This window comes from Actinoplanes sp. KI2 (genome assembly GCF_025630775.1).
Taxonomy (GTDB): Bacteria; Actinomycetota; Actinomycetes; order Mycobacteriales; family Micromonosporaceae; genus Actinoplanes.
On sequence record NZ_JAOSZE010000091.1, the window covers coordinates 1 to 12,846 of the forward strand.

At 69.7% G+C, this 12,846-nt stretch carries 14 protein-coding genes and 2 pseudogenes; 9 read left to right on the top strand and 7 right to left on the bottom strand.

Annotated features, from left to right (window positions below; genetic code table 11):
* Positions 1–739 precede the first annotated feature (739 nt).
* Positions 740–1,429 (bottom strand): CBS domain-containing protein, encoded by a 690-nt coding sequence (locus ODJ79_RS45975; RefSeq protein ID WP_263030079.1) that lies wholly within the window; start codon positions 1,427–1,429, stop codon positions 740–742.
* 113 nt (positions 1,430–1,542) lie between these two features.
* Between ODJ79_RS45975 and ODJ79_RS45980 the strand changes: the two genes are divergently transcribed.
* The 4 genes from ODJ79_RS45980 to ODJ79_RS45995 all read left to right on the top strand — a co-directional run bounded on the left by ODJ79_RS45980 (position 1,543) and on the right by ODJ79_RS45995 (position 3,132).
* Positions 1,543–1,782, top strand: a complete 240-nt coding sequence (locus ODJ79_RS45980) for a universal stress protein (protein WP_411267451.1) — start codon at positions 1,543–1,545, stop codon at positions 1,780–1,782.
* 436 nt (positions 1,783–2,218) lie between these two features.
* Complete coding sequence (locus tag ODJ79_RS45985) at positions 2,219–2,422, top strand: cold-shock protein (protein WP_263030080.1); 204 nt, start codon at positions 2,219–2,221, stop codon at positions 2,420–2,422.
* A 222-nt stretch (positions 2,423–2,644) separates the two neighbouring features.
* Positions 2,645–2,836, top strand: a complete 192-nt coding sequence (locus ODJ79_RS45990; protein ID WP_263030081.1) for a hypothetical protein — start codon at positions 2,645–2,647, stop codon at positions 2,834–2,836.
* Between the two features lie 17 nt (positions 2,837–2,853).
* Positions 2,854–3,132 (top strand): hypothetical protein, encoded by a 279-nt coding sequence (locus ODJ79_RS45995; protein ID WP_263030082.1) that lies wholly within the window; start codon positions 2,854–2,856, stop codon positions 3,130–3,132.
* A 74-nt stretch (positions 3,133–3,206) separates the two neighbouring features.
* Here the strand turns inward: ODJ79_RS45995 and ODJ79_RS46000 are convergent, their stop codons facing one another.
* Positions 3,207–4,607 (bottom strand): nitronate monooxygenase, encoded by a 1,401-nt coding sequence (locus ODJ79_RS46000; RefSeq protein ID WP_411267453.1) that lies wholly within the window; start codon positions 4,605–4,607, stop codon positions 3,207–3,209.
* Between the two features lie 213 nt (positions 4,608–4,820).
* On the opposite strand from ODJ79_RS46000, the pseudogene ODJ79_RS46005 reads away from it, so the two are divergent.
* Positions 4,821–5,130: pseudogene (locus ODJ79_RS46005) on the top strand (putative PEP-binding protein); the annotation flags it as partial.
* 303 nt (positions 5,131–5,433) lie between these two features.
* Here ODJ79_RS46005 and ODJ79_RS46010 read toward each other — a convergent pair.
* Complete coding sequence (locus ODJ79_RS46010; protein WP_263030084.1) at positions 5,434–5,838, bottom strand: GyrI-like domain-containing protein; 405 nt, start codon at positions 5,836–5,838, stop codon at positions 5,434–5,436.
* A gap of 814 nt (positions 5,839–6,652) precedes the next feature.
* On the opposite strand from ODJ79_RS46010, the gene ODJ79_RS46015 reads away from it, so the two are divergent.
* Positions 6,653–6,877, top strand: coding sequence for a hypothetical protein (locus ODJ79_RS46015; RefSeq protein WP_263030085.1), 225 nt, complete (start codon positions 6,653–6,655; stop codon positions 6,875–6,877).
* A gap of 63 nt (positions 6,878–6,940) precedes the next feature.
* On the opposite strand, the gene ODJ79_RS46020 is transcribed toward ODJ79_RS46015, so the two are convergent.
* Complete coding sequence (locus tag ODJ79_RS46020; RefSeq protein ID WP_263030086.1) at positions 6,941–7,798, bottom strand: class I SAM-dependent methyltransferase; 858 nt, start codon at positions 7,796–7,798, stop codon at positions 6,941–6,943.
* A 98-nt stretch (positions 7,799–7,896) separates the two neighbouring features.
* On the opposite strand from ODJ79_RS46020, the gene ODJ79_RS46025 reads away from it, so the two are divergent.
* Positions 7,897–8,502 carry a PadR family transcriptional regulator gene (locus tag ODJ79_RS46025; protein ID WP_263030087.1) on the top strand — a complete coding sequence of 202 codons (606 nt, stop codon included), beginning with the start codon at positions 7,897–7,899 and terminating at the stop codon, positions 8,500–8,502.
* 133 nt (positions 8,503–8,635) lie between these two features.
* Here the strand turns inward: ODJ79_RS46025 and ODJ79_RS46030 are convergent.
* Positions 8,636–9,105: pseudogene (locus tag ODJ79_RS46030) on the bottom strand (transposase); the annotation flags it as partial.
* A 717-nt stretch (positions 9,106–9,822) separates the two neighbouring features.
* Between ODJ79_RS46030 and ODJ79_RS46035 the strand changes: the two are divergent.
* Positions 9,823–10,005, top strand: coding sequence for a hypothetical protein (locus tag ODJ79_RS46035; RefSeq protein ID WP_263030088.1), 183 nt, complete (start codon positions 9,823–9,825; stop codon positions 10,003–10,005).
* A gap of 59 nt (positions 10,006–10,064) precedes the next feature.
* On the top strand, positions 10,065–11,057 hold the full coding sequence (locus ODJ79_RS46040) for an Acg family FMN-binding oxidoreductase (protein WP_263030089.1): 993 nt from the start codon (positions 10,065–10,067) through the stop codon (positions 11,055–11,057).
* 383 nt (positions 11,058–11,440) lie between these two features.
* Here the strand turns inward: ODJ79_RS46040 and ODJ79_RS46045 are convergent, their stop codons facing one another.
* Both ODJ79_RS46045 and ODJ79_RS46050 read right to left on the bottom strand, forming a co-directional pair.
* Positions 11,441–11,821 (bottom strand): VOC family protein, encoded by a 381-nt coding sequence (locus tag ODJ79_RS46045; RefSeq protein WP_263030090.1) that lies wholly within the window; start codon positions 11,819–11,821, stop codon positions 11,441–11,443.
* A gap of 118 nt (positions 11,822–11,939) precedes the next feature.
* Positions 11,940–12,846: hypothetical protein (locus ODJ79_RS46050; protein WP_411267452.1), on the bottom strand; the 907-nt coding region annotated here is incomplete at its 5' end.

Genomic DNA, 12,846 nt, shown 5'->3' on the forward strand with positions numbered 1-12,846 from the left:
GCGCCGGCCGCGCGGCCGCCAGACCCATCGCGGTGACGGCCAGGACCGTCAACGTGCTCACGGTCCGGAGCGTTCTCACGGGAATCACCTCCGCGCGCGGGCGGCGCTGCCCACGCCTCCACCTCCACCGTCCACCGCCGACCTGCCCTCGTTCAGGGCCGTTGGTCACCTGCTGAGCACGGCCAGTTCGGCGGCGGGCAGGCCAGTTCCAGGCCTCGATCCGGGTTGGCGATGACTCTGACAGTGTGTGTCGAGGTACCGGGGCGGACGCCTCAGGACCGTGGGTCTGGTCGTGGCGGCCGGCGCTGACGGCGGTGCACCTGTCCGACCACTCGGCGGAGCTGACCGAGGCCTCGGCGCGGTGTTGTCCGCCCGGCTCGAGCAGCGCCTCCCCGCCGACCGGCGGCCGCTTGCAGGCGCTCGAACAGCGGCGCACCCCCGCCTTGCGCGGAACGCTCCGCCTGGCCTACGCGCACACCGAGGAGGCCGAAGCCGCCGAAACGCTGCTGCGGCGCTGGGCCACCCACCGACTGATTGATCGATTCGCATGTCGCACGGGCTCGTCCGGCTCCCCGCCTGCCAGCAGCAACGCCCAGCGGCCCCGTCGCAATCGGCCATGGGCTGGAGGCGCCTGGCGGCAAACGCCAAGATCGTCCTTGTTGTGCCCACACCGGCGACAGCCGGCTGTTCTGACGAGTCACCTGCTTGTCCGCCGGCCGCCGGCTTGGCGAGCCTTCCGTCAGCGGGTGCCGAATCCCAAGCGGGAGCCGTGGGCCCGGCTGTCGTCGAAGCTGTACTCCAGGGTGGAGACGACGTCGACGACACCGGCGATCTGCCGGGACAGCCGCTCGGCGATGTCCGCGGACGACCAGCGGTCGACCTTTCCGTCCAATGCGACGACGCCATTGACGACGGTCACGATGACGGTTTCCGCGTCCCCGGGCAGGAACCTTTCCACGACGTTGATCCGGACATCGGCAAGGATCTCCTCGTCCGGGCGTAGGTGCACCTTCAGCAGGTCACCTCGCGTAACTATGCCGATCAGCCGGCCGCGGGCGTCGACCACCGGAAGCCGTTTGACGCCCGCCTCGTCCATCATCCGGGCCGCCGACGTGATGGAGGTCCCCTGGGATACGACGACCGGGCGGGTGGTCATGAGCTCGGCCGCGGTTCGCCCCTGCGCGCGGCGGCGGTCGTCTCGGCGGCGCGGGCCGTCGAAGATACGCGGTTCGCTGCCGCCGGCATACTCGACCTTGCGCAGCAGATCCGTCTCGGAGACCACGCCGATCACGCGTCCAGCCTCGTCGACCACCGGGAGTGCGCTGATCCGCCGGTCGGCCAGCAGGTCGACAATCTCACGGAAGGTCGTGGCGGGCTCAGCCGACACCACCGCGCGAGTCATCACATCATCGACGGTCCAGATCTTCATCGCGCTCGGCCTCCCTCCGGTACTTCTGACATGACGGTACGGTGGCCGGACACGATGTCGGCAGGGGCCGAAGACCCGGCTGGACGGGCCGTTCAGCCGCCACCGCACCGTCGGTGTGCTGGCCGTGCGCGCGTGGCAGCCACCAACCCAGCCATGGCGTACCGACACCCGGCAACCCGTGTGTCCCGGTCCAACTGCGGCTAACGCCCGGCAGCCCCGGCGCCGTGCTGGTACACGCGTCGCAGGACGCGCAGCTGGTGGTCGCCGGCGCCCGCGGTCACGGCGGTTTCGCCGGCCTGCAACTCGGCTCGGCGAGCCACCAGGTGCTGCACCACGCACGGTGCCCGTGCTGATCGCGCGGGACCGAACGCGATAAGTCGCCCGGCCGGCGGGAGGTCTCCGCGACACCGCACTCGACAATCCGCCGGCCACCAGACTCGCCGCCGCCTTCGCCGAACCTCGCCCGGGTCATCCGACCAACGGCGGCTGGGGACTCGTCACGCTTGCCGAACAGATAACCCAGCAGAGCTATCCCAGGTAGTCCGAGAGGCGAACCGTTGACGTGCGGCAACCTTTTGCCCGATTCGTCACACACACGGAACACGGGGGATCCTTGTGTTACATTAAGAGCGTTGCAGTTTTGATTCCCTTAGACGTTTCGGCGCCTGATGAGTTATCCGAACCCATCAAGGCGCTTTTTTCGTTTTCGTGTCGGTTCCGGCGCGGGTGATCAACGCGGCGGCGTGGAGACCGCACAGTGCGGCTCCCACAGCCTGCAAAGGAGCACACATGACTACCGGTATCGTGAAATGGTTCAACGGCGACAAGGGCTTCGGCTTCATCACCCCGGACGGTGGCGGACCCGACGTGTTCGCTCACTTCTCCCAGATCTCGACGAGCGGTTACCGCAGCCTTGACGAGAACCAGACGGTGGAGTTCGACATCACCCAGGGCACCAAGGGCCCGCAGGCGGAGAACATCCGCCCGCTCTGATTCACACTCCGCCAACGGCGGCCCGACTGGTTCAGCGGGCCGCCGTTCGGCGTTTCTTCTGAATCCTGTTTGGCCGGCCGTCCAGCATCGGCTTTCCGGTTCCTTCCGCGGCCGCCCAAGTATCGGACCATCCACGCACAAGTGCCTATGTACGCACTCACGTCACGGCCCAGGGTCGCGTCGCGTCTGTCAGCGTGCGATATCTCAGCAATGTGAATCCGCGTGCGGTACTTGCAGCGGGCCGAGCGGAATCGGCTGTTGGCGGCCGAGCGCCGGGACCGGGCGGCGGCCGAGCGGGGCGAAGGGGCCCGGCTGCGTGCGCAGGCGGCCGCCGAACACCAGCCTGACCGGGAGCAACTGCTCATGGTGTGGGAACGGCCGCAGCCGACCGCGACGCGCAGCCGCCGATCGTGACCACCCGTCGATTGTCAATGGCCAGTCAGATCTCCCCGACAGTCGATCGCGACGCCCTGCGCGACGGTCTGCGACAGGTCCGGGGCGAACGCACCGCTGCGGCCACGGATCGGGCCGCCGCCGAGCGTGATCTGTCGGTCGCCGAAGCGGACCGCGACGCCGCGGCGGCCGACCGCGAGGCCACCGACGCCGCACGCCAGCAAGCCGCGATCGGACGCGCCGTCCAGGCGGCCGCGGGCCCGGACGATCGCCGATGGGTCGGCGAGATCCGCAGGACCCCCGCCGATCGGCAGTAGCTGAGTTGGTATCGGATGCGCGACAACGGATCAAGCACTGATCAACGAGTACCGGCGGCAACAGCCGCTCGGTATCAGGCTGCGAGGAGGTAGGTGACGGCGTCGCCGGCGGTGTAGGTCTGGCCGTCGGGGGTGCGGGCCAGCAGGTCGCGTACGCCGGTGAAGTCGCTGCCGGTCGTGACGATGGGCGGTTCGATGTATCCGTCGGGTCGGCGCTGGGGCAGGCCGGCGGTGGCCAGCAGGGCGTTGCACAGGCAGCGCCGTCCGACGGTGTTCGCCTCCCGGCCGCCGCGTCGCTCGACGTACATCGTGATCGGCTCGGAGGGGCAGCGGTAGCCGACGCTGCCGTCGGGTTTGCGGTAGGCAGCGCGCAGCACCCCGAGGTCGCACAGGCGGGGCCGGTCGGCGTAGACCTGTTCCTCGGAGAGCGTGCCGGGCAGTTCGGCCACCTTGAACGGGAAGCCGGTGGGTGAGGCCCGCCCGTCGGTGCGGACCGCCACGTGCCCGGTCACCGCTTGTGCCAGCAGTGCCCGTTTACAGTCCGGGGCCATCCCGGACTCTCGGCACAGCGCGAAGATGGTGCCGGCCTGGATGCCGTGCGCGCCGGCGGCGACGGCATCGGCCAGCCCTTGCGGGGTGGCGTAACCGCCGGCCATCCAGTAGGGCGAGCCGAGCCGGGCCAGCGCGTTTGGCGCGACGATGTCCCGCTGGTCGTAGAGCGGCTGCCCGGTGGGGTCGAGACGGCGCGGGCCGCGTGGCGGCGCGTTGTGCCCACCGGCCGGATGGCCTTCGACGATGAACCCGTCGGGGCGGGTGACCGGGTCGGCGGCGAGCGCTTCGGCGAGGTCGACCGAGGCGACGATCGCGTCCAAGCGCGGGCGGCGCAGTGGCGGCAGCGGTAGCCCGAACAGTTCACCCGGGTCGAAGGTGACCGTGAAGTCGCCGTCGGCCGAGGTGGCGCCCTGGACCCGGATCGGCAGTGTGACCGGCTCGTGGCCGGCCAGCCGGTCCAGCAGGACGGGCAGTTCGGCCGGGCTGCCCGCGCCCATCAGGACGTGGTCGACGCCGGCGAGCATGGCGCCGTAGCAGGCGTACGGGATCGGCAGCTCAATCTTGCGCAGGTAGTTGATGCCCACCGGTCCGTCATGGCCCTGCTTGGCCAGGTACACCTCGACGAAGTTCGCCGCGACGGTCAGCTCCCGCAACGCCCGGGCCGGGCGCAGTGTGAACCGGGGCACCGGCCGGAACGGGGCCGCGTCCGGCTTGCCGCCGGGCAGGTAGTACGCGGCCACGATCCGCTCGGCGACACCCGGGATCGGGAAGTGGGCCAGCGCCCGGCGCACGTGCCCGTCGGGATCGCCCAGTTGCAGCCGACGTGCACAGACAAGCTCGAGGGCGGTGCCCGACACGACGCCGAGCTGCCCCGTCCGGGACACCGCCCGAGCCAACGGCCAGCCCGAGATCGCCACACCCATGCCGCCCTGGATGATGCGAGGTGAAATCGCATCCGTGATGTTCACCGTCGTCCTCCCCTGAAACGGGAACGACCCGGGGCACCGGCGCCGGGCTGGTCCGTGGGCTATCGCCCAGCGTCGGCGCGAGGTCGAACACTGACTCGCTGCCACCCAACTGTAGTTACTCTACAGTAGCCTACGGTTCCGTAGGTAGGTCTTTCGACTGTGACGTGCGAAGCCATCGCTCGGGAAGGTCGCGCCAATGATGATCTTGCCGGCGAGTTGGTCCGGATCGCGGTCGAGCGCGTCCGCGCTACCCGAGCGGACCTGACCGTCGGCGTCTGCGGCGAGCACGGCGGCGCCCCGGCTTCGGTGACGCCGAGGTCGTGACCGGGGTGCACGAGCCGTTCGACCGGGATCTGTGCGTTTCTTCCACGACGCCGGCCTGGACTACGTGTCCTGCTCGCCGTTCCGGGTGCCGATCGCCCGGCTCCAGGCCGGCCGTGCGGCGCTGATCGGCGCCACCGGCTCGGACAGCCGATAGGAGCGAAACTCACTAACGAACTACGCACGGTGGAGACCGAACTCACCGACCTCGCGACGCGCGCTAAGGACGCCTGCCACGCCCCGGCCTCGGCACCGAGCCCAAGAAAGGCACCGAAGGTACTGAAACGCCTGGTAAACCGCCGCACCAACCGTTCAAGCCGTGACCAGTAACTCAAACCAGACCGAAGATGAAACGTCCCGAATCTGAACTTATGACCCTCTCAGGGCAGCGGGCACACGATTCGTGTACGGCAGGAGGCCTCGTTGGCGTCCCTCGGTCCGACGACGTACTCCTCCCATATCACCGCGGGCGGCGGCAGCTTGTGCGCTCACCCAACCAGTTACTCATCGTGGTGTACGCGGCCGGCAGCGTGGCGTACGGCCCGACGTGCTCGGCGCACGCCACCCGTCCAGCTGGTAGTTCTTCCACCGCCAAGACGTCGCTGCTAGCCGGTGGGTTCTCGACCGGGAATCCCACGGTGACGTCGAATGCGTGGTCTGCTTCGTGACGGTAGACCACCATCGGTGGCCCGGCCGGGGCGACACCCAAACGAGCAAGCTCGCCCGCGGTGGCGGGAACCGCCTTGGCGAAGAATTCCGGCAGGTCCGCCACCGTGACATGTTCGTGCATGCCGACCACCGTGCGGGCGGGCACGTTGATCTCCTCGACCCGGTCGGCGGACGGACGCGTGGCTGTGTCAGTCATTGCCCCTCCTCATAAGGTGTGGAGGCCGCACTACCGCACTGCCGCACTCAGGCCGGTGCGGCCGATCCGATGGCAGCCGTAGCGCGACACGGCGACCAGACGGCAAGTCTCTGAGGAACCAGCGAGCCGTCTCTGGTTCCAGTGTCAGCCACTACTCGCAAGCAGATAGAGGCTTTGAACCAACTTTAGGGGCATACGCGGTTGTTCTGTGCTCAGGCGCCGAGTCAGAGGCGCGGCCGGCAGGGCGGTGTCCGACTTCAGGGTGCACCGCCCGGCCCAGGACCACAGCCGCGTCCGGACGCGCCCGCCGGAGAACACGACGACGCCCACCGGCGTCGCTTCTCGCTACCCACGACAAAGGGGGCTGGCCCGGGCACTCGTAAAACCGCTCGAGCCTGATGGCTTCGACGTCCGAGGCCTTCGCCAAGGTACCGGTGGGCTTCGTCGATAGCCGGATCGCGCGGCCGGTCGGTCACGGTCACCGGCGTGAACGAGACACCACCGCCGAATGATCGGGCGAGGATGACATCCATGAACGGCAGGGCCGGCTTCGGCCCGAACTCGTACAGGCTGCAGGAGACGCCGCCGGGACCGGCCATGATTTGGGGATGGAAGTGGTGCAGGTCAGCGGGCACCCCGATCTGGCCCGGCCGAGTTCCCACCCCGCCAGCGGAAGGGCAAGCATCATGACTGTCGACGGCTCAGCCGCGCGGGGCCGGGCGGCATCCGACGGGATGCCGCCCGGGCAAAACTCCGTTCGCAGGGAGGTCTGGCTATTGCGGACAAGACCGCCCGCAAGGCAGAGATCCTGGCGGTGCTGCGGTCGAGAGGGCTGACCGCCCGGGTCGCCTGGTTCGACCACGCGCTTCCGGAGGTAGTCGACATGCCGCACAACCGCAGCCTGCTCTCGACGCTCGGCATCGATCCCGCGAGCCTTGCCGAGGCCGACATCACGCCAAGCGGAGTGGACGCCGGCTCGTCGATCGGCCGAGGAGTCGTCGACCCACCGGCCGACACCTATGACCCGTCAGAGCAATGACCCCCGGCTGGTCAACGGGGCCGCCGAGCCGCAGTAGCTCATGGTGGATACCTCCCCTGGGGGTCAGGTTCGGGTGGCGTGGATGAGCCAGGTTCCTGACTGGTAGAAGACGCCGTGGCCGGTGTCGTGTGCGGTGACGGTGGCGCGCAGGTTGCCGAGCGCCTGGTCGCGCTGGTGGCCGTCGGTGCCGGCCAGCATCCAGCCCAGCAGGCCGAGCACGAAGCCATGGGCGTCGTCGGCGTCGGTGCCGAACCACATCGGTTCTTGCAGGCCGTGCGCTTCGATGCCGGAGAACCCGGTAGAGGCCAGCAGGGCCCGGGCCCGTTCGGGGTCGGCGAGGCTGAACGGCCCGGGAGCACCGGGCGGCGGTGCCGGCAGGTCACGCCCCGCGGCGAGGGCGGCACTGAGCTCGCGGATCCATTCGTTGTGCTCCGGGCCCTGCCAGACCAGCATGGTCAGGCGGCCGCCGGGGCGCAGGGCGCGGGCGATGTTGGCGAAGGCGGCGGCCGGGTCACCGAAGAACATCGTCCCGGTGCGGGAGATCGCCACATCGAACGACCCGGCGGGGAAGGGATGGATCTGGGCGTCGGCCTGTTCGAAGTCGGCATTGGCGATGCCGTGTTCGGCGGCGAGCCGGCGGGCCAGGCCGATCATCTGGGCGGACAGGTCGATGCCGAGCGCCCGGCCGCTGCTGGCGGCGCGGGCGGCATCGCGGGTGGTCTGGCCGGTGCCGCAGCCGATGTCGAGCACCTTATCGCCGCTGGCGATGCCCGCGGCGTCGAGGAAGGGCTGGTGGTAGGCGGCCACCGACCGGTCGAACTGCTCTGCGTGCGCGGCCCAGTAGGCGCCTTCGCCGCCGTCCCACGCCCTGGCCTGCTCGGCGTTGGCCGGGTCCACGTCCACGGCTGTTGCCTCTGTCATCAGGGCACCCCCAGCGGTATACTCCCTTAGGTAGTAAAGGGTCTACTCCCAAGGGGAGCATCTTGTCAAGAGGGCCGCTCACCACAACGTCATATGCCGTGCTCGGGCTGCTGTCGATCAAGCCGTGGAGCAGCTACGAGCTCACCCAGCAGATGGACCGCTCCCTCGGGCGGATCTGGCCCCGGGCAGTCAGCAAGCTCTACGAGGAGCCGAAAAAACTTGCCGACCGCGGCCTGGCCCGCTCAGCCACCCGCCGCAACGGGCAGCGGACCCGGACCGTCTACACGATCACGGCCGAAGGCCGGCGGGCCCTGGCCGGCTGGCTCCAACAGCCCGGCGAGGGCCCGGTACTGGAGTTCGAGCAGCTCCTGAAGGTGTTCTTCGCCGACAACGGCACCAAAGCCGACCTGCTGGCGACCCTGGCCGCCGCCCAGGCGTGGGCGCGGGCGCGCTGCCAGGAAAGTCTCGCTATCGGCGAGCAGTACCGCGGCGGCAGCGGCCCGTTCCCCGAACGGCTGCCCGAGCTCCAGCTCACCAGCCGGTTCCTCACCGACTTCTACCTGCTCGTCGGCGAGTGGGCCCAATGGTCTGCCACCATCGTGGCGGCCTGGCCCGACGACCCACGCCAAGCCAAACCCGACCCCGAGGTAATCGCTGAGATCATCCGCCGCGCCGCGGACGGAGCCAGGCCTACCGGGGGCTAACTCGCCCCCGTTCCGGCTCCAGAGCTTCGGTGGCGGCCTGTGATCATCAGGCCGCGTTCACGGTCGCATCCCTGCAGCCGGTGCCGGCATCCCGGTTGAAGTGCTCTTCCAGCGCCGCACGGAGTTTGGGCTGGCGCAGGATGGTCAGCGTCTCGGCCATGCCCCTCCCGCAGGCTGGCTGCGGCGCCGGGGTGGGTCTTGTCCAGCTCGCGGGCGAGCTCGGTCAGCAGGCCCTCGGCTTTGAGGGCCGATTCGGCGTGGCAGGCCTGGCGCATCCGCCGCTCGGCCACCGCCCGCAGCCGTTCGGGCAGCTTGTCCCTGACATTTTTGATCTTGTGCTGCTGGCATCTTTTGGATCAGCGGCTGATCGAAGACGTCCTGGACCGCGCGCGAGAGCGCCTTGGCCCCGTCCAGGACGGCCAGGATCGGCCGTGTCACGTCCAGGCCGCGCTCACGCAGCCCGGTGATCAAGCCGGTGACCAGAGTGGCGTTCTCGGTCGAGCCCTCCTCGACTGCCAGCGGGTGCCTGGCCCCGTCGATGCCGATGCCCAGCGCTACCACGCAGGTGTGCTCGCCGAAGTGAACCCCGTCGACCATGAACGCGTCCGTGCTGGCCGTTCACGTTCGAGGTCAGCTGTAACAGCTTTCCTGGACTGTTTCGGCCGAGACGAAGGACGGGCATCAGTTCAATGACAATTTATGACATCCAGCACCGACAAACGGTTGGCGGGTTATGAAAAGCCCTTATCGCACAACACCCTAATTCGGCCGTCCGGTCCTTTGAGGAGATTACTCGACAAACGGAAGACAAGCGTTCGATGGCGATGATTGGCCGCGGTGCAGACAAAGAACCCGCCGGTGCCGTGCCGGGTAACTTGGCCGCTGCCCGTCTTGGCGACGGTGGGTCTGGCGGCTCGTCAGCCGTCTCTTCATCAAGCGATCCGTTGCCCCGTCCGGCATCCGGTGGGCCTACCAAAAGCATTCCGCGGGTGCACGCAGCCGGGTAGAGGCTTAGGTCCTGAGATATGGGCTGACCCGCCGCAGCACCGGAAGCCCGCCGAATTGGGCGGACAGCAGACGTATCAGGGCCTCCGAACCGCTGCCCCGTTTCCCATGGTCCGCGGCCAGGCAGGCCACCGCCGAACTCGGCCAACCGGCGCGTCCGTACGGGCACGCAGCCGGCTACGACCACGGACCCTGGTGGCCGCTCGCGGGTTCGCTGTCGCCGGCCCGACGGCCGCGCAGCCTGGGACCAACGGCCCTGCTCAACCGGCGGGGTCCGGCGAACAGTGGAGTTGACCGCTCGGGAAGGAGACGGACATGTTGTACGAGCAAGCACCGCAGACGATGCGCCTCCGCACACTCGTCCTCGAGCGCCGCCCGCACATGCCCCGGGAGGTTCCGCTCGAAACGCGAGCGCCGTGCCGGATCGACGTGCGCTCCTGCCACCACCAGCAGAGCGGGCCGCCCCGCTACTGGCGTGTCCTCTGTCAGCACCGTTGAGAAGTACGCGGTCGCATCGGCGCCCAGAGGTGATCCAGCACTCCAGGAAGGAGGCGGCCATGTCCCCCGGACCGGGCCCCTCCGACCCGCTCATGAGGGCCGCACTGTTCGCGGGCCGTGCACCGTCGCTGCACAACAGCCAACCGTGGCATTGGTACGTACAAGCCGGCCAGCTCGAACTCCGGCTCGAGCCCAGCCGGGTGCTGCGGGCAGCCGACCCGGACGCCCGGCTGGCGATACTCAGCTGCGGCGCCGCCTTGCACCACGCCCGCATCCACCTCGCCGCGGCCGGCTGGCGCATCGATGTCATCCGCCTTCCCGACCCGGACGACCCTGGCCTGCTCGCCGAGGTGGTGCTCGGCGAACCCGCACCGGCCGATCCCGATGCCGTGCGGCTGGCCGGCGTCGTGCAGCGGCGCGCGACGGACCGCCGGAACTTCTCCGCCGCGCCGGTGGACCTGCACCGGGTCCACTCGGTACGCGGCGCCATCTGCCGCGAGCGCGCAGATCTCACCCTGCTTCGGCCGGACCAGGTCATCCGGCTCGGCCAAGCCGCCGAGTACGCGTACCAGGCGGACTCGGGTGCCGCCGGGCGTCGCGAGTCCGCCGCTTGGATCGGCGGGGACCGCTCGGTCGGCACCGGCATCCCGGCCGCCGCGCTGCCCGCCGATCCTTACCGGCTCGGCCTCGCCGAGCCGGCCCGTCTGATGCGCCGGGCGGGCACGGCATTGATCGCCGAGTCGCATCACCGTGCCGCGGTCTTCGCTGTGCTGTCCACGGCCGGCGAAGGCCGCTTCGACTGGCTGGCGGCAGGTCAAGCGCTCTCGGCGGGCTGGCTGACCGCCACCACGCTGGGCATCGCGGTCCTGCCCCTGAGCGTCGTCACCGAGGTGGCGGCGAGCCGGGACCTCCTGCGGCCGCTGCTGCGTCCGCCGGGAAACCCGCAACTGGTGCTGCGTTTGGCGACCGCGAGCGATACCTGTTCGCCGGCGACACCACGTCTCGCGCCGGAGGCGTTCGTCTCCCGGCGGCCATCGGCGGACGTGCGGTGAAAGACGGCAGGCCGAATGTACCTGGAGTCGGGACCTACGCCGCTGGCAACCGCACCGGGCGAGCGCGACCATCGAGTTGACGCCCACCGGCGCAGAGGTGACACCACCTCGGTAGCGGAATTTGAGGACCGTCCGTCATCGGGAAGCCGGCAGGCCCGCCGGTGGGCGTTCGCATCGCTTGCCACCTGCCGCACCGCGGTTGGCAAGTTTCCCGGAACACGCTCGACGACCGGACCGTCGACCTCGTCCGCTCTCTGCGGCGATGGACATCACGACGCCGAGCCGGTTTCCGGCGGCACCACCCGTTTGCTCAGCTGTTATCGGCAGCCACCCGGGTACCGCACCCGGACGGACTTCCGGTGGTTGGCGATCGCCGGGATTCGTCAGGAACGTCCGAGATCTGGCCGGGCGGTGTAGTCGGTGAACCCGATCACGTTGCCCCACGGATCGCGAATCTCGAACGCCCACCCCGTCGGGATCAGGAACGGCGGCGTCAGCGGCGCCGCCCCCGCGGCTGACAGTTCCTCGGCTGCTGCGCGGGCGTCCGCTACCTCGAACCACACCTTCTGCCCGCCGCCTACCTGCGGCACGTCGGTGACGCCGACACCCAGGCCAGGCGTCTCATCTCCGATCCGGAACAGCACCATGCCCATCTCATCAAAACGCTTCGCCACCGGCAGACCCACCACATCGCGGTAGAACTGAACCGCGCGAGTGAGGTCACCCACCGGTACAAAGACATTGTCCAGACCCAGCACCTTCATCGCGAACCTCCATCCCGCTCGTGGAACCTGATCCTCTCGCCCGCTCGCGAATCGGCGAACCCGCCGATCGGGCTCACCCCGCCCTCGATGGAATTGGGGCGTGAATTCGCTCGGTCCACTACGGACGCCGGCGTCGCCAGCCGGCGAAGCCCAGGACACCTGCGACCGCTCCGACCACCAATCCGGCCGACAGCCAGGCCACCCCCGACCAGCCCGCCGCAGTGCTGTCCTCGCTTGTGCCGCCACCGCCTTGACCGGACGGCGGCGCGCTGCCGGGCGGCTGCTGGGCCGGCGCGCTGCTGGGCGCCGGCTGAGCTTGCGGCAGCACCCGCAACGTCGTGCTGACGCCGAGGTTACCGCCCCCGCAGCGCAGACCGATCTGGTACGTGCCGGCGGGCGTCGCCGTCGGCACCGCGTACTTGATGCGGAAGGCGCCGGCGGGGGTGCGGGCAACGGGCGGGCCGAAGCCTTCCGGCGGGAACAGGGCGGAGGTGAGGATCGGGGTGTCGCTCGCGGGACAGGCCTTGGGGCCGGTCGTCGGCACCGTTCCCGAGATCACGACGGTGTGCCCGGCGCGGACTCTGGCCGGGGCGACCGCGATCCTGACGCCGGGCGGCGTGCTGCTTGGTCCCGCCGACGCCGGGGCCGCTACCCGCAGCGTCGTGTGGACGCCGAGGTTACCGCCGCCGCAACGCAGACCGATTTCGTACGTGCCGGCAAGTGTCGTTTTCGGCACGGGGTAATCGACCCGGAATGCTCCGGATGAGTTGCGTGCCGCTTGCGGGCCGGTCCCGTCCGGCGGGAACAGGGCCGCGGTGGAGGTGAGGACCGCTGGTTCGCTCGCCGGGCAGGACCCGTCGCCGGTCGTCGGTATCGACCCCGAGACGACGACGGTGTGGCCAGGGCCGACGGTTGCCGGTGCTACCGAGATCGTGCTTTCCGCCGCGAGCGCCGGTGTGGCGGCGAGTAAGCCGCTGACAGCAACGCCCGCCATGGTGGTCGACAAGGCGCGCCCGATGCGGGGG